Annotated in this window: 17 protein-coding genes; 5 read left to right on the plus strand and 12 right to left on the minus strand. The window is 74.8% G+C overall.

Translation table 11 applies throughout. The annotated features are described in order from the left end of the window. Positions 1-66: 66 nt before the first annotated feature. From AA0005_RS07130 to AA0005_RS07145, 4 genes are all read right to left on the minus strand, one after another. The gene (locus tag AA0005_RS07130) at positions 67-966 is read right to left on the minus strand and encodes a hypothetical protein (protein WP_413452718.1); all 900 of its coding nucleotides are present in this window, start codon (positions 964-966) and stop codon (positions 67-69) included. 169 nt (positions 967-1135) lie between these two features. Then, positions 1136-2272 (minus strand): hypothetical protein, encoded by a 1137-nt coding sequence (locus tag AA0005_RS07135; RefSeq protein ID WP_413452719.1) that lies wholly within the window; start codon positions 2270-2272, stop codon positions 1136-1138. Continuing rightward, on the minus strand, positions 2269-3144 hold the full coding sequence (locus tag AA0005_RS07140) for a cytochrome c biogenesis CcdA family protein (RefSeq protein ID WP_413452720.1): 876 nt from the start codon (positions 3142-3144) through the stop codon (positions 2269-2271). The genes AA0005_RS07135 and AA0005_RS07140 overlap by 4 nt, the downstream gene beginning before the upstream one ends. Continuing rightward, on the minus strand, positions 3144-3866 hold the full coding sequence (locus tag AA0005_RS07145) for a DsbA family protein (protein ID WP_413452721.1): 723 nt from the start codon (positions 3864-3866) through the stop codon (positions 3144-3146). Before AA0005_RS07145 ends, AA0005_RS07140 begins: the two co-directional genes overlap by 1 nt. Before the next feature lie 77 nt (positions 3867-3943). Between AA0005_RS07145 and AA0005_RS07150 the strand changes: the two genes are divergently transcribed. From AA0005_RS07150 to AA0005_RS07160, 3 genes are read left to right on the plus strand one after another with little or no spacing between them, the layout of a single operon-like run. Further along, on the plus strand, positions 3944-4480 hold the full coding sequence (locus AA0005_RS07150) for a hypothetical protein (RefSeq protein ID WP_413452722.1): 537 nt from the start codon (positions 3944-3946) through the stop codon (positions 4478-4480). Continuing rightward, positions 4473-4841 (plus strand): BlaI/MecI/CopY family transcriptional regulator, encoded by a 369-nt coding sequence (locus tag AA0005_RS07155; RefSeq protein ID WP_413452723.1) that lies wholly within the window; start codon positions 4473-4475, stop codon positions 4839-4841. The genes AA0005_RS07150 and AA0005_RS07155 overlap by 8 nt, the downstream gene beginning before the upstream one ends. After that, a complete protein-coding gene (locus tag AA0005_RS07160; RefSeq protein ID WP_413452724.1) occupies positions 4838-5797 on the plus strand; it encodes a M56 family metallopeptidase in 960 nt (319 codons plus the stop codon). Before AA0005_RS07155 ends, AA0005_RS07160 begins: the two co-directional genes overlap by 4 nt. Positions 5798-5803: 6 nt before the next feature. Here the strand turns inward: AA0005_RS07160 and AA0005_RS07165 are convergent, their stop codons facing one another. From AA0005_RS07165 to AA0005_RS07190, 6 genes are all read right to left on the minus strand, one after another. Further along, positions 5804-6067, minus strand: a complete 264-nt coding sequence (locus tag AA0005_RS07165) for a metal-sensitive transcriptional regulator (RefSeq protein ID WP_413453071.1) — start codon at positions 6065-6067, stop codon at positions 5804-5806. 26 nt (positions 6068-6093) lie between these two features. Beyond that, positions 6094-6489 carry a DUF302 domain-containing protein gene (locus AA0005_RS07170; RefSeq protein WP_413452725.1) on the minus strand — a complete coding sequence of 132 codons (396 nt, stop codon included), beginning with the start codon at positions 6487-6489 and terminating at the stop codon, positions 6094-6096. 24 nt (positions 6490-6513) lie between these two features. Continuing rightward, the gene (gene trxA / locus AA0005_RS07175; protein ID WP_413452726.1) at positions 6514-6891 is read right to left on the minus strand and encodes a thioredoxin; all 378 of its coding nucleotides are present in this window, start codon (positions 6889-6891) and stop codon (positions 6514-6516) included. A gap of 77 nt (positions 6892-6968) precedes the next feature. Continuing rightward, positions 6969-7718, minus strand: coding sequence for a hypothetical protein (locus AA0005_RS07180; protein ID WP_413452727.1), 750 nt, complete (start codon positions 7716-7718; stop codon positions 6969-6971). 131 nt (positions 7719-7849) lie between these two features. Continuing rightward, entirely contained in the window at positions 7850-9556 is a 1707-nt protein-coding gene (locus AA0005_RS07185; RefSeq protein ID WP_413452728.1) for an FAD-dependent oxidoreductase, read from the minus strand. Then, entirely contained in the window at positions 9553-9924 is a 372-nt protein-coding gene (locus AA0005_RS07190; RefSeq protein ID WP_413452729.1) for a rhodanese-like domain-containing protein, read from the minus strand. The genes AA0005_RS07185 and AA0005_RS07190 overlap by 4 nt, the downstream gene beginning before the upstream one ends. 100 nt (positions 9925-10024) lie before the next feature. Here AA0005_RS07190 and AA0005_RS07195 point away from each other — a divergent pair, with 100 nt between their 5' ends. Continuing rightward, positions 10025-10450, plus strand: coding sequence for a hypothetical protein (locus AA0005_RS07195; RefSeq protein WP_413452730.1), 426 nt, complete (start codon positions 10025-10027; stop codon positions 10448-10450). A gap of 146 nt (positions 10451-10596) precedes the next feature. On the opposite strand, the gene AA0005_RS07200 is transcribed toward AA0005_RS07195, so the two are convergent. Then, positions 10597-12900 (minus strand): DEAD/DEAH box helicase, encoded by a 2304-nt coding sequence (locus AA0005_RS07200; protein WP_413452731.1) that lies wholly within the window; start codon positions 12898-12900, stop codon positions 10597-10599. After that, the gene (locus AA0005_RS07205; protein WP_413453072.1) at positions 12897-13793 is read right to left on the minus strand and encodes a DUF3097 domain-containing protein; all 897 of its coding nucleotides are present in this window, start codon (positions 13791-13793) and stop codon (positions 12897-12899) included. The genes AA0005_RS07200 and AA0005_RS07205 overlap by 4 nt, the downstream gene beginning before the upstream one ends. Before the next feature lie 142 nt (positions 13794-13935). On the opposite strand from AA0005_RS07205, the gene hrcA reads away from it, so the two are divergent. Continuing rightward, the gene (gene hrcA, locus AA0005_RS07210; RefSeq protein WP_413452732.1) at positions 13936-14952 is read left to right on the plus strand and encodes a heat-inducible transcriptional repressor HrcA; all 1017 of its coding nucleotides are present in this window, start codon (positions 13936-13938) and stop codon (positions 14950-14952) included. Positions 14953-14972: the final 20 nt, after the last annotated feature.

A 14972-nucleotide genomic window follows, 5' to 3' on the forward strand; every position in this document is an offset into this window, starting at 1 on the left:
GCCCGCGCCGACAGCAGAGCTGTTCCGTGGAACAGCTCTGCTGTCGGCGCGGGGGCGGTGGTTGCCTCAGGCGCAGAAGCCGCCGCGGTAGACGCCGACGTCGAGGGACATCCGCAGGAGGTTGAAGTCCCACTTCTGGCAGTACCCGAACCGGGAGGCGGCCCGGATCGCGAGGTTCTCCAGGCCGCACAGGATCGCCGCGCCCGGGCCGACGACGACGGCGATGCCCACGCAGGCCGCCGCACCGACGTCCTCCGCGATCGCCGAGGTCTCCTTGTCGAGCTCCACCGACACGATGTGCGGCCGGAAGATCGTCCAGCTGAGCCGGAAGCCGCCGGCCGTGTACGCCGGGTCGGCGACCACCGGGTAGGCGACGTCGGCCGAGTGCTCGACGTGCATCGTCACCGTGCCGCCGTCGACCTCGTAGGACGCCGGGACCGCCTCACCGTTCGCGTCCACCGCCCACGGGGCGCCGATGACGCCGTCGACCTCGACGGTCACCCGGTCACCCACCTGCTGCTGGGTGCCGATGAGGAGGCTGCCGTCGTCGTGCTCGATGATCTCCATGCCCTCGGGGACGTGGACGTCGTAGGAGAACTCCTCGGGGGCGTCCGGCGAGCCGATGACCTCGAGGACGCGGCCGCCCTCGGGCGTCTGCTGGACGACGGTGTCGGTGTCCGGGGACGTGCCCTCGAGGACTGCCTGTCCGCCGTCGTCGTAGGTGACGGCCGTGGTGTCGGCGTCGGACCGTTCGATGACGGTCGCGGCGCCGGAGGCGCCCTCGGCCCGGAAGCCCAGGGTGGTGAGGGAGGTGTCGGTGGCGGGTGTCGCCTCGGCGGCGATGCCGGGCACGACGTCGAGGGCGTCGATGGCGTCGGGGACGCCGTCGTCAGCACTGGCGGGGGAGAGTGCGGTGGCCGCGAGGGCCAGCGCGGCCAGCGAACCGATTCCAGCGGTGCGTTTCATGACGAGCTCACTCTCGTTCGGGGCTGGTACCTCGACCGTGAGAGACGGTGGTGCTGCTCCGCTGCTACGGCCCGCCCGTCGTCCACACGTGACGTCCCCCCGGCCGACGGAGCACTGCGTCGGCTCCGTGCCGACACCATGGCAGCACCCGGGGGTGCCCGCAAGGGCGTCAGCCGGCGGAGGCGGTCGGGACGAGCGCGAGGTCGGCGCCCTCGACGACGGTCGCCCCGCCCTCGGTGACGAGGACGGGCACGGCCGGGTCGGTGACGCCGTCGTCGTAGGCGACGGCGTCGGCCCCGGTGACGACGTTGACCGCGCGGACCGCGGTGTCGGACCGGAGGTAGGCGAAGACGTTCCCGGCCGCGGACAGGGCCATGCCCTCCGCGGGCCGCTCCCAGTGCTCGCCGTCGGGACGGCCCACGAGCGTCGCGTCCTCGAGCGTGACGAGCGTGCCCGAGATCGGCTCCGTGACGGCGTCGCGCACGCCCGTGGTGAGCACCTCACCGGTCGCGAGGTCGACGAGCACGCCGAGCGCCTCACCGGGCGCGCCGAGGAGAGCGGTGCCGGGTGGCGGGTCCACCCCGGGCAGCGCGGCCGGCTCCGGGCCGGTTCCGAGGTCCGCGAGCGGAACCTCCCACGAGGTGCCGGGACCGTCCGCGGTGAGCGTGCCGTCGGCAGCCGTGAGGACGAGGCCCCCGTACTCGCCCACGACGACGGCGTCCCCGTCCTCCTCGTCGGCGACGACCTCACCGGTGGCCGGGTCGAGCACGACCCGCGGCCCGGTCTCTCCCATCGCGGCTCCGGGTGCGGGGGCGGCGAAGACGGTGCCCGGCCCCTGCAGCGGGCCGGGGACCTCGACCGGGCCCCACACGAGCTCCCCGGTGGCGAGGTCGTAGGCGCTCGCGGAGGTCTCGCTCATCGTGTCCTGCCCGGGCGCGAGGTCGGTGAGGACCGCGACCGGCCGGTCGCCGGCGCGGCTGAGCGTGAAGCCGGTGCACGACGGCGGACGCTCGGCCTGCCACAGCAGCGTGCCGTCCTCCCGCGCGGCGACGAAGCGCAGCGGCTCGCCGTCCTCCGGGTGGTCCAGGCCGAGCAGGAGGCCGTCGAGCTCCTGGGGTACCTGGTCCCAGCCCGGGTCGAGGACCGGCAGCCCGGACAGGGCGAGGGGCAGGGACCCCTCGTCGACCTCCTCCGAGGGTGCGGCGCGCTCCTCGAGGACGGCCGGCTCGGTCTCCACGGGCGGCGGGTCGCCCGCGCAGCCGGCCAGCAGGCCGGCGACGGCGAGCAGTGCCAGGCGCCGCCTCACGCGTGTCCGCCGGTGCGCTCGGACGGTTCGGGCTGCGGCGCTGCGCCGGTGGTCCGGCGGCGCCAGAGCGCCCACGCCCCCAGGGCGACGAGGGCGAGCACGACGATGAGGACCGGCTCCGGCACGGCGGCACCGAAGGTCAGCAGACCCGACTGCACGTCACCGAGCAGCTGGGACGGGACGAGCTGGGGGAGGCTGGCCAGGCCGTTGGTGCGCAGGAAGACGACGCCGACGACGACGAGCAGCACGCCGGTGACCACCGAGGTCGTGTGCAGCTGGAAGGGACCGACCTGCCACGCGCGGCCGCGCAGCCTGGCCCGGCCCCGGGTGCCGAGCCGGCCCCACACCGCGGCGATGGCGACGAGCGGCACGACCATGCCCGCGCCGTAGACGGCCAGCAGCACGCCGGCCAGCACCTGGGAGGGCTCGGTCGCGGCCATGGTGAGGACGGCCCCGAGGATCGGCCCGGAGCAGAACCCGGCGATCCCGGAGACGGTGCCGAGCAGCACCGAGCGGAGGACCGAGCCCCTGCTGTGCGCCGTCGTCCTTACGGTCTGGGTGCCGGGCAGGAGCCGGGACAGGTCGAAGCCGATGCCGAGGACCTGGAGGACACCGAAGACGATGATGAGCCAGCCCGCGACGGTGATGAGGAGGTCACGGTGGGTGGTGACCAGCGAGCCGAGCAGCGAGGCGCCGAGACCGAGCGGCACGAGCGTGACCGACAGCCCGAGGAAGAACAGTCCGCCGTGCAGCAGGAGACGCCTGCGGGTGCCGATCGTCGTGGCGAAGAAGGCCGGCAGCAGGAGTGCGCCGCAGGGGCTGAGCAGGGCCAGGGCACCGCCGAGGAAGGCGGCGAGGAGGCTGAGCTCCATCAGGCGCCGGCCTCGCTCAGCGCCTGCTCGACGGCCGTGACGAAGACCTCCGTGGGCTGAGCACCGAGGATCGGCTGCCCGGCGAGGAGGAAGGCCGGGGTGGAGAAGGCGCCGATGGCCGCGGCCTCGTCGATGTTGCGCTGCACCGCCTCCGCCACCTCCGGCGACCGCAGGTCCGCGGTGAAGCGCTCGACGTCCAGCCCGAGCTCCCCGGCCTTCGCGACGAGGGCCTCCTCCGTGAGGCCGCGCGCGGGCAGCTTCTCGCCCTGGGGGAACAGGGCGCTGTGGAAGTCGAGGTAGCGGTCCTGCAGGCCCGCGGCGTAGGCCGCGAGGGCAGCGGTGTGGGACTCCTCGCCGAAGACGGCGATGTCGCGGAACTCGACACGCAGGTCACCGGCCTCGGCGTACTCGAGCATCACCGGTGCGGTGTCGGCGGCCCAGGAGGCGCAGAAGGGGCACTGGTAGTCGGAGTAGACGATGAGGCTCACCGGTGCGTCGACCGGGCCGGCCGCCAGGGGGTCCTCCGCCTCGAGGCGGGCGAGGTCGATGGTCGGGGGCTCCTCCGGCGCGACGACGTCGGCGACCGGGCCGGGGGAGGCCGCCGGTTCCGGGGCGTCCTCACGACCGGACAGCACGACCGAGACGGTCACGAGCACGGCCGCGACGACGACGATGAGGACGGGGACGAGCCACGGCGCACGGCGCGTGGGGGTGGAAGACATGTCGTCCTTGGGATCGGGGACGGGACGGCGGGCGGCTACTAGGCCGCGTAGTACTTACTATCATCTATAGTAGGCGGATGGCCTGGTCGACTTCCTCACAGTCCGCTGTCCGCGTGCAGCCGACGACGACGGCGCAGGTGCTGCGCGGCTGGGACGCCCGGCGCTGGGCGGTCGCGGCCGCCGTCGCCGTCGGGTACGGCGTCCTCGTCGGGCTCGCGACCGTGATCATCCCCAACCCGGTCTTCGCCCGCGACATCCCCGTCGTGGCGTGGAACTACCCGGTCCTCGTCCTCACGGCGCTCGTTGTCGGGCTGCTCGCCGCGAGCTACGTGCGCCCGCGCGGCGCCTCCGGTCCCGTGCGGGACGACGCGACGGCGACGCGCGCCAGCCGCGCCGGGACCGCCGGCGGCGTCCTCGCGTGGTTCGCCGTCGGCTGCCCCGTGTGCAACAAGATCGCGCTGCTGGCGCTGGGCTACTCCGGGGCGCTCACCTGGTTCGCCCCCGTGCAGCCCTTCCTCGCCGTCCTCGCCCTCGCCCTCACCGGCTGGGCGCTCGTCGTGCGCCTGCGCGGGGAGATCTCCTGCCCGGTCCCGGCGGTGGCTGCCCGTGGCTGAGCACGTCCCCACGCTCGGGCCGCTCGAGCGCCAGGTCATGGAGATCCTCTGGGACTGCCCCGAGGAGCTGTGCACCCGTGACGTCCTCGAGCGCACCGGTCAGTCCCTCGCGTACACGACCATCGCGACCGTCCTCACCAACCTCCACCGCAAGGGCCTCGTGGAGAAGGTCCTCCTCGGCCGGGTCTGGGCCTACCGGCCGCTCGTGGCCCGCAGCGAGTACACCGCCGACGTCATGGCCCGCGCGCTGGCCGCCAGCGGCGACCGGAGCGACTCCCTGCTCCACTTCGTCGGCTCGATCCCCGAGGAGGACCTCGCCGTGCTCCGCGCGCTGCTCGACGGCGACGGGGCGGCGCGGTGACGGGCCTGGCCGCCGTCGCGGGTCTCGTCGCGCTCCTCGCCCTGGGGGCGACGGCGGGACCGTGGGCTCTCGGGCGCCTGGGGCCGACCCTGGCCCGGCGACCACGCGCGGGCATCGCGGCGTGGACGGCCGCAGCCGTCCTGTGGGTGCTCGGCCTGCTCGCCCTCGGCCCGCTCGTCGGGTGGGTGGCCGGTGGGCCCGGCCTCCCGGGAGCGGCCGGCGCCGTGTGCCGGCGTTGCCTGGAGGCGAGCAACCCCTTCGCCGCGGCGACGGCGGTAGGCGTCCCGCCCGCCGTTCCCCTCCTCGCGACCGCGCTGCTCGGCCTCGCCCTCCTCGCCGTCCTCGGCGCGACGGCGCGCCGCCGGTGGGAGGAGTCGCGGGCGCACCTGGAGGTGCTGGGGGCGACGGCGCGGCGTGGCACGGTCGGCGGCGAGCGGGTGTGGCTGGTGCCCGCGGCCGAGCCGGCCGCCTACACGCTGCCGCGTGCCGGCGTCGTCCTGTCGAGCGGGACCGTCGACGCGCTCGACAGCGAGCAGCTGGGCGCCGTCCTCGCGCACGAGCGGGCGCACCTGGACGGGCGTCACCACCTGCTCCTCGGGGTCCTCGGCGGGCTGCGGGCAGTCCTCGGCTGGGTGCCGCTCCTGCGCTGGGCGCGCGACGCGGTGGCCGCCTACGCCGAGATGGCCGCCGACGACGCCGCACTGCGGGCGCACGGCCCGCGGGCGCTCGCCGGCGCGCTCCTCGCCCTCCACCGGCCCGGCGTCGTGCCCGCGGGCCACGCGCTGCACGCCGGGGCGGCCCACGTGCCCTCGCGCATCGCCCGGCTCGCGGGTGGTGCGGTGGTCCCCGACCGCCTGGCCGGCGCCGTCGTCGTCTGCTACCTGCTCGTCGCCGCGGCGGCCGTCGCCCTCGTCACCGTGCCCTACGGGGCCACGATCCTCCAGGGCGCCTGCTGATCCGCGTCAGGCGAGGGACAGGAAGAGCTTCTGCAGCTTCTCGACGTCGAGGGTCTCCTCGCCGTTCGACTCGACGAGGCACTGCCTCATGCCCGAGGCGATGATCGCGAAGCCGGCCCGGTCCAGGGCCTTGGAGACCGCCGAGAGCTGCATGACGACGTCCTCGCAGTCCCGGCCCTCCTCGAGCATGCGGACGACCCCGGCGAGCTGACCCTGGGCGCGCTTGAGGCGGTTGACGACCTTGCCCATCTCGGCGGGGTCGAGCTCGATGCCGCGGCGCTCCGACACGTCGGCGCTCATGCCGCGGCCAGACTGCTCAGGGCGGCGCGCAGACGGCCGGCGGCGTCGTCGGCCACCGGGGGAAGCGCGTCGTTGCCGGTGATCTCAACCATCGTCTGCGGGTCGAGGGCCTCGACGACGGTGCGTGTGGCCCCCGCGGAGCGGACGACGACGTTGCACGGCAGGAGCAGCCCGATCGACTCCTCGGCCTGGAGCGCGCGGTGCGCCAGGGGCGGGTTGCAGGCGCCGAGGATGACCTGCGGCGGGATGTCGACGTCGAGCTTCTTCTTCAGGGTGGCGGCCATGTCGATCTCGGTGAGGACGCCGAAGCCCTGCTCGGACAGTGCCTCGCGCACCGCCGCCATGGTGTCGTCGAAGCTCCGTTCGACGGTCGTGCTGATTCCGTAGCTCATCTCGGTCTCCTGTTCGGTGGAAGGTCAGGCGCTGCGGCCCGCGGCCTGCTGCTCGGCGAGCTCCTCGCGGACCGCATTCATGTCGAGACCGCGGACGGCGGAGATGACCTCCTCGAGCGCCCGGGCCGGCAGCGCGCCGGGCTGGGAGAAGACGAGGACGCCGTCGCGGAACGCCATGAGCGTGGGGATGGAGGTGATGCCGGCCTGGCCGGAGAGGCCCTGCTCCGCCTCGGTGTCGACCTTGGCGAAGACGATGTCATCGTGGGTCGCAGCGGCCTTCTCGTAGACCGGTGCGAACATGCGGCACGGGCCGCACCAGGAGGCCCACCAGTCGACGAGGACGATGCCGTCCCGGCGGATGGTGTCGACGAAGGTGTCGGCGGTGAGGTCGACGGTGCTCATAGGATCCTCCACGTACGTTCGAATAATACCCCTACGGGTATATCAACGGTTAGTTGTCAACGGTTGTTCCGCGCGGCTCAGACGCCGCAGCGGGTCCCGGTCAGCCGGTTGGCCAGCCCGAAGCCGACCGCGACGACGGCTCCCAGGGCGCCGGGCACCGCGTGCGTCTCCGCCCCCAGGAGCCATCCGGCGGCGAGGACGGTCATCAGGGGCACCACGGTGCACGGTAAGAGGCCCAGGCTCCGGTGGCCGCGTGCCGGGACGTAGGTCGCCAGGACCGCCGCCCCGCCGACGGCCGCAAGCGACACGAGCGCGGTCCACAGCGGGGCCCGCGCCGCGTCCCACCCGCCGCCCTCGGTGACGAGGAGGGCGAGGAGGAGCGGCGTGAGCACCACCGCCGCCACCGTGTGGCGCAGCGTCCAGTGGCGGTGGGGGTGCGCGCGGGCCAGGTCCACGGGGAGCGGCCCGTGGACGGCGACGAGAGCGGCGACGTCGTCGGGCGGCTCGCTGCCCGGAGCCGCGTGGGCGACGTCGTCGAGTGCGTCCACCGCGCCGGCGAGGTAGGCCTCCCACGAGGGCGCGGCCGCCGCGCGGTCCTCGAGCGCGCGCCAGTGCGCACGCGCATGGACGAGCGCCGCGTCCGCCGGCTCCTGGGAGAGCCGGCGGCGCAGGTCGCCCAGCGCGGCGACGGCGCCCTCGTGGTACTTCACCGCGGGACGCGCGGTGCCGTCACGGGAGACGGCGCACAGCGAGGCGTCGCCGGTGGCCGTGGCGAGCCGGGCGAGGGCCTCGTCCCGGCGCTCGTCCACTGCCTGGGTCAGGGGCACGTGCACCGGTCCGACGGCTCGACGCCGGCCAGGGCCTCCTCGACATGCATGCCGCAACCGGTCCAGGTGACCTTGCCGCAGGTGGTGCAACGGGTGGGACTGCACATGGGGTTTCTCCTCGGGTGTGGGTGTCAGGCGTTGATGGTGTCGGACAGGGCGCCGGGCCGGACGGCCCGGAGGGTGAGCCAGCCCCCGGAGAGGTTGCGGGCGTCGATCCCCTCCCCGCGCAGGATGCGGGTGGCGAGGTAGGACCGCACCCCGCTGGCGCAGTGGACGGCCACGGGACGGCCCTCGGCGGCGGTGCGCACCTCGTCGAGCCGCTCGCGCAGCTCGGTGTGCGGGACGTGGAGGGCGCCATCGAGGTGGTCGCCCGCGTACTCTTCGGCCGAGCGGACGTCGAGCACGAGCGACTCGGCGCGCACCTCGTCGAGGTCCCAGGCCTGCCACTGCGGCATCGTGCCGTCCAGGACGTTCTGGGCGACGAAGCCCAGCATGTTGACCGGGTCCTTCGCCGAGCCGTAGGGCGGGGCGTAGGCGAGCTCGAGCTCGGCGAGGTCGTCCGCGGTCATCCCGGCGCGCAGGGCGGTGGCGAGGACGTCGATCCGCTTGTCCACGCCGGCCCGGCCGACGCCCTGAGCGCCGAGGAGGCGGCCGTCGGGTGCGAAGCTCGCGACGAGGTGGACCTGCTCGGCGCCGGGGTAGTACCCGGCGTGGTGGGCGGGGTGGAGGTGGACGACCTCGTGCGCGATCCCGGCGGAGCGCAGGGCGGCCTGGTTCGCGCCGGTCACCGCCGCCGTGAGCCCGAAGACGCGGACGATGGCCGTGCCGAGGACGGGCTGCTGCGGGGTGGTGCGGTGGCCGCAGATGGAGTCGGCGGCGCGCCGGCCCTGCCGGTTCGCGGGGCCGGCCAGGGGGACGGCGCCGGACGCGCCGGTGACGGCCTGGCGCACCTCGACGGCGTCGCCGACGGCCCAGATGTGCGGGTCGGAGGTGCGCTGGTCGGTGTCGACGCGGATCGCGCCGCGCTCGCCGAGCTCGAGCCCCGCCTCGGCGGCGAGTGAGCTGGCCGGCCTGACGCCGACGTTGACGATGACGACGTCGGCGGGCAGGGCGGTGCCGTCGGACAGCGTGACGGTGGCACCGCCGCCCGGTGCGTCGGTGACGGACTGGGCGGAGACCCCGAGGTGCAGGCCGACGCCGTGGGCGCGCAGCTCCTCGGCGAGGAGCGGGGCGAGCTCCGCGTCCAGCGGGGGCAGGACGTGGTCGGCCAGCTCGACGAGCTGGACCCGCAGCCCGCGGGCGGCCAGCGCCTCGACGGCCTCGAGGCCGATGAAGCCGGCACCGACGACGACGGCGTGCGCGTCCTGCCGGTCGGTGAGGACGGCGTCGACCGCGTCGGTCACGCGGTCGAGGTCGGGGATCGTGCGCAGCGAGTGGACGGCCGGGTGGTCCAGGCCCTCGATCGGCGGGCGCACGGCGACGGCGCCCGGAGCGAGCAGGAGGGCGTCGTAGGGCAGGCGGTCGGTCGTGCCGCCGCTGACGACGGTGACCTCGCGCCGGTCGCGGTCGATCGCCGTCGCCCGGTGGCCGGTGCGGACGTCGAGGTTGAGGGTGCGGGCGAGCGACTGCGGGGTGTGGAGGAGCAGGTCCTCGCGCGAGCCGATCTCGCCGGACAGGTGGTAGGGCAGGCCGCAGTTGGCGAAGCTCACGTAGTCGCCCTGCTCGAGGACGACGATCTCGGCGTGCTCGTCGAGGCGACGGGCGCGCGCGGCGGCACTCATGCCGCCGGCGACGCCACCCACGATGACGATGCGCCGGCTCGGGCGGCGGGCGGTCATCGGCGCACCGCCCCTCCGGCCTGCTCCCAGGCGGCCATCCCGCCGGAGACGCTGGCGGCGTCGAAGCCGGCGGCACGCAGCTTCTTGGCGCCGCTGCGCGAGCGCATGCCGCTCGCGCACACGACGAGGACGGGGGAGTCGGCCGACAGGCGCCGGGGCGCGGAGTCGATCCGGCCGAGCGGGACGTGGATCGCCTGGGGGGCGTGTCCGGCCTTCCACTCGTGGTTCTCCCGGACGTCGACGAGGGCGGCGCCCTCACGGACGAGCTCGACCGCGCGGGCGGCGGGGACCGAGGATCCCAGCGTGCTGGTGTCCCGGCTGCGGCCCAGCAGGGCCCGGAGCCAGGAGGTACGTGTCGGTGTGGTCATGGCCCCACCATACCCCAGGGGGTATCTGACTGTGTGGTGAGACTGCTCACCGCAGGTCCCGCGAGCGCACCGTGTCCACCGGCGGAAGCTCCCCGCCGGAGTGAGCGGCAGCGCGGGACCTGCGTCCGTCGACGACATCGAGGCGCCGGACCCCGGCCCGGCCGCCGAGGGGGCCGTCATCCCCGACGCCTCGGTGACCAAGCCCCCGCAGGCCATCGGCCCGTTCACGCTCGGGGAGGCCAGCGGCCCCGCCCGCATGTACTCCGACGCCGTCTCCAGCGTGATGATCGCCCTCGACACCAACGTGCTCAGCTCCCCGTACGAGCAGCTGGTCGAGTACATCGCGACCGACAACACCCCGGCCGGCACCGGCAGCTGCGGGACCAACGAGTCGGGCTCGTCGATCACCTGCTACCAGCGCACCGAGGGCGGGGTCGTCACGCTCAACGCCACCCCTGAGGAGATCAGCCTCGAGGACATGGTCGTGTTCGTGAACCACTACGCCGCCGAGGCCGGCGCGGCCTGACCGGGGCAGCTCGCGCCCTCCCGCGTCCGGCACGGCCGGCGCGGGGGGGCGCTGCGCTGTCATCGGCGGGAAGTGCCCCGCGCCGACGCCACGGGGGACGCCTCGAGGAGCTCGTCGACGTCCTCGCCGGGCGCTGAGCCCGTCCGCTACCGGCCCTCGCGAGGCTCCGCGCCGGTGAGCTCGTCCCACACCGGGCCGTAGCCGAGCCGGGCCTGCTCGGCCGCGACGACCCGCGTGGCGAGCTCGGCCTCGGTGACGTCGACGGCGCCGAGCGCCTCCTGCGCGAGGCTCGACTCGCCGGCGTAGGCGTCGAAGACCTGTCGCTTGCCGGCCAGGAGCTCCTCGATCCGCTCGTCGACGCTGTCCTCGGTGAGCAGCCGGTGCACCTGGACCGGGCGCCGCTGGCCCATCCGGTGCACCCGCCCGATCGCCTGGTCCTCGACGGCGGGGACGAGCTGCGGCTCGCAGATGACGACGACGCTCGCCGCCTGGACGTTGAGCCCCACCCCGCCCGCGCCGATCTGGCTCACGAGCACCGAGCCGGCCGGGCCGGCGGTGAAGGCGTCGACGATCTCCTGCCGCTCGGCCGCGGGCACCGACCCGGTGATGGGCCCGTACGCCCGCACGCCCGGCAGCCGCTCCACCTGCTCGGCCACCCGGGCGACGACGTCGAGGAAGTAGGAGAACACGACGACGCGCTGCCCGCCGTCGCGGGCCTCCTCGACGATCTCGAGCAGCCGCTCGAGCTTCGCGGAGTCGGCGGGGTCGGGGACGGTGAGGTCGGCCCGGCGCATCGCCATGAGGTTCCCGGAGGCGACGGCGTCCCGGTAGTGGCGCTGCGCCGTCGGCGTCATCGTCTCCCACTCGTCCGTGACGACGCGGGGCGGGAGCTCGACGAGGACGTCGTCGAGGTTGCGGCGCAGGTACACCGGCGCGATGTGGCGGCGGAAGGTGTCGGGGTCGAGGAGGCGCAGGTGCGCGGGGAGCGAGTCGACGAGCCCGGGCTGGAGGAGACGCGCGAGGGAGAGCAGCTCCTCGACCCGGTTGAGCAGGGCGGTGCCGGTGAGGAAGAGCGCGCGCGGGGTGCGCTCGGCCCAGGCGGCGACCTGCTGGGTGCGCAGCGCCCGAGGGTTCTTGGCGTAGTGCGCCTCGTCGACGACGAGGAGGGTGGGCGTCGGCTGGAGGAATCCGGCTGTCGGCGATACGTCTGCTGTGGGCGACAACTCAGCTGTCGGCGGTAACTGTGCTGTCGGCGAGGAGGGGGTGGGGGCGTCCGGGAGAGGGATCGTCGGGAGGGTGGCGAAGGTCGTCACGGCGACGCCGCCCTCTCGGTGCCAGGCGGCGAGGGCCTCCTCGCGACCGGGGCCGTGGACGCGGTGGACCGGCAGCTCGCTGTGGAGCGACACCTCCCGGCACCAGTTGACGACGACGCTCGCCGGGCACACGACGAGCGCACGGTCCTCGCCCGTCGCGGCCAGGTGCGCCATGACGGCGATGGCCTGGACGGTCTTGCCCAGGCCCATCTCGTCGCCGATGAGCGCCCGGCCCTGGTTGAGCGCGAACTTCGCCCCGAAGACCTGGTAGCCGCGCAGCCGCACGCGCAGCAGGGACTCGTCGAGCGGGAGGGCGGTGATCCGCTCGACGAGCTCGGCGGGGAGCGTGCCCTGGGCCGCGGCGCCGCCCAGGCCGGGGACGAGCTCGTCGAGCAGCGCGTAGTAGCGGGCGGTGTGCTGCTCGAGGTGCTCCCACACGGTGAGCGGGCCGGGCTCGGCGAGCAGCGCGGTCAGCTCGCGGACCGTCGCGGGCAGGTCCGTCGCGGCGAGCCACGGCTCCCAGCGGGCCAGCGCCTCGAGTGCCTGCCGGGCGCGCTCACGGGTGCGCGGCAGGCGCAGGAGCAGCCCGAGCCGGCTGCGTGCCGGGACCGCCTCGCGGACCTGAGCCAGGACCGTCGAGGCGAAGTCCGCCAGCTCGTCGCGGTGGGCGGCCAGCGGCCCGGACACCCGGTCGAGCCGGTACAGCAGGGACGCCAGGCCGAGGCCGAGCGGCCCGTCGCTGCGCGGCTCGATCCGCACGGGCACGCCTGCCCGGAAGGTCTGGGCCAGCCGCTGCGCCGCGGCCGCCGCTGCCCGCGCCGTGTGCGGGCCCACGCCGGGCAGCGCCTCGAGCCGCGCCGGCCCGGCGTCCAGAACGTCGCGCACCGTCTGCACCCCGGCGTCCTCCAGGGCCTGCAGCCGCAGGTTGCGCTCGGTCGTCTCCCGCAGCCGGCCGACCTCGATCCCGCCGAGCTCGGCACGCACCCGCTCGTCCCGGTAGGCGTCGACGAGCGAGACGACGCCCGAGCGCAGCCGAGACTCCTCGCGCAGGACGGCGGCCGCGGCCTCCGCGAGCCCGGCCCGCTCGGCGAGCAGCTCCCGGGCGTCGGCGCCGGGCCGCACCGCCGTCGTCGTCATCCCTGCTCGGGGACCTCGGTGACGAAGTCGATGAGCTCCTCCATCCGCCCGAGGAGGGCGGGGGAGAGGTCCTTGTAGCTGGTGACGCTGCCGAGGATGCGCTTCCAGCCGCGCGCGACGTCGGCCTGGTCCGCGTGCGGCCAGCCGAGCGCCGCGAGGGTGCCGTACTTGATGTCGGTGCCGCGCGGCACGTCCGGCCACGCCTTCAGGCCCACGCGCTCGGGGCGCACCGCCTGCCACACGTCGACGTAGGGGTGGCCGAGCACCTTGACGTGCCGGGCCGAGCGACCCAGCGTCCGCAGCGCCTCGTCCACGAGCCGGGTCTCCTTGGAGCCGGGGACGAGGTGGTCGACGAGCACGCCGGCCCGCCGCGTGGGCCCGGGCGCGAAGTCGGCGAGCACCTCGGCGAGGTTGTCCACGCCCTCGAGGAGCTGGACGACGACGCCCTCGACCCGCAGGTCGTCGCCCCACACGCGCTCGACGAGCTCGGCGTCGTGGCGCCCCTCGACCCAGATCCGCGACGCGCGCGCCACCCTGGCCCGGCTCGTGTCGACCGCGATCGAGCCCGACGCCGTGAGCCGCCTGCCGCCGGCCGTCACCGGGCCGCGTGGTGCCGCCTTCCGCGCCGGCGGCACGAGGTGCACCGGCTTGCCGTCCACCCAGAAGCCCGAGCCGAGCGGGAAGGTCCGCGTGCGGCCCCTGCGGTCCTCGAGGACGACGACGTGCATCCCGCCGGACTTCTCGACGGCGGTGACCGCGCCCACCCAGCCGGTCTCGACGTCCTCGACGACAAGACCGAGTTCGGCCGGCTCGTCGCGGACCGTGGGACGGTGGGCGTGGGCACCGGTGCGGTGGGGGTCGGAGGACAGGACGTCCGAGCCGTAGCGATCCATCACCCCGGCAGGGTAGGCGCGCGGTGGGGGAGGTCACGAGACACCCCGGGGCGTGGCGCGTAGAATTAGCACTCCGGGCCGGTGAGTGCTGACACCGGCCGTCGCCGAGCCGGCCACGAGCGCGCCGGGAGGAGGGAACCCGTTGGCAGACCGTCGACTCGAAGTGCTGCGAGCAATCGTCGAGGACTACGTCCACACGCGTGAACCGGTGGGCTCCAAGGCCCTGGTCGAGCGTCACTCGCTCGGTGTCTCACCGGCGACCATCCGCAACGACATGGCCGTCCTGGAGGAGAGCGGGTACATCCACCAGCCCCACACCTCCGCGGGGCGGGTCCCCACCGACAAGGGCTACCGCCTCTTCGTCGACCAGCTGTCGACCTTCAAGCCGCTCTCGCCGGCCGAGCGGGGCGCGATCCAGCACCTGCTCGAGGGCGCCGTCGACCTCGACGACGTCGTCGAGCGCACCGTCCGCCTCCTCGCCCAGCTCACCCACCAGGTCGCCGTCGTCCAGTACCCCTCGCTGCGCAACTCGGCCCTGCGGCACGTCGAGCTCGTCCCGCTCTCCGAGCACCGGCTGCTCGTCGTCATCATCACCGACGCCGGGCGGGTGGAGCAGCGGGCCCTCGAGGTCGACTCCCCGCTCGACCTCGCCGTCGTCGCCGAGCTGCGCGCCCGCATCAACGCCGGCAGCATCGGGCGCCGCGCCGCCGACATCGGCTCCGCCCTCGGGGACACCTCCGGCCGCTTCGCCCCCGAGCACCGCCCGCTCGTCGCGCGCGTCATCGAGGCGCTCACCGAGACGCTGCGGATGGACGCCGAGGAGCGCATCGTCATGGCCGGCACCGCGAACCTCGCCCGCTCCGACGTCGACTTCTCCCGCACCATCGGCCCCGTCCTCGAGGCGCTTGAGGAGCAGGTCGTCCTCCTCAAGCTGCTCCAGGAGATGGCGGAGGACGACGCCGTCGCCGTGAGCATCGGTGAGGAGAACCGCCACGAGGCGCTGTCCGAGGCGTCGATCGTGGCGACCGCCTACGGTGGGGGGAGTGGTGAGGGGGTGGCCCACCTCGGTGTACTCGGCCCCACGCGCATGGACTACCCCTCGGCCATGACCTCCGTGCGGGCCGTGGCCCGCTACCTGTCGCGGATCCTCGCCGGCTGACCGGCCCCGCATACGTGTTG

The organism is Georgenia phoenicis, from assembly GCF_047302425.1.
GTDB lineage: Bacteria > Actinomycetota > Actinomycetes > Actinomycetales > Actinomycetaceae > Oceanitalea.

Bases quoted from the DNA above. Each gene is read 5' to 3' on its own strand.
- AA0005_RS07145 (WP_413452721.1), bottom strand. From the start codon at position 3,866: ATGTCTTCCACCCCCACGCGCCGTGCGCCGTGGCTCGTCCCCGTCCTC.
- AA0005_RS07130 (WP_413452718.1), bottom strand. From the start codon at position 966: ATGAAACGCACCGCTGGAATCGGTTCGCTGGCCGCGCTGGCCCTCGCG.
- AA0005_RS07150 (WP_413452722.1), top strand. From the start codon at position 3,944: ATGGCCTGGTCGACTTCCTCACAGTCCGCTGTCCGCGTGCAGCCGACG.
- AA0005_RS07140 (WP_413452720.1), bottom strand. From the start codon at position 3,144: ATGGAGCTCAGCCTCCTCGCCGCCTTCCTCGGCGGTGCCCTGGCCCTG.
- AA0005_RS07185 (WP_413452728.1), bottom strand. From the start codon at position 9,556: ATGACCGCCCGCCGCCCGAGCCGGCGCATCGTCATCGTGGGTGGCGTC.
- AA0005_RS07170 (WP_413452725.1), bottom strand. From the start codon at position 6,489: ATGAGCTACGGAATCAGCACGACCGTCGAACGGAGCTTCGACGACACC.
- trxA (WP_413452726.1), bottom strand. From the start codon at position 6,891: ATGAGCACCGTCGACCTCACCGCCGACACCTTCGTCGACACCATCCGC.
- AA0005_RS07200 (WP_413452731.1), bottom strand. From the start codon at position 12,900: ATGACGACGACGGCGGTGCGGCCCGGCGCCGACGCCCGGGAGCTGCTC.
- AA0005_RS07190 (WP_413452729.1), bottom strand. From the start codon at position 9,924: ATGACCACACCGACACGTACCTCCTGGCTCCGGGCCCTGCTGGGCCGC.
- AA0005_RS07205 (WP_413453072.1), bottom strand. From the start codon at position 13,793: ATGGATCGCTACGGCTCGGACGTCCTGTCCTCCGACCCCCACCGCACC.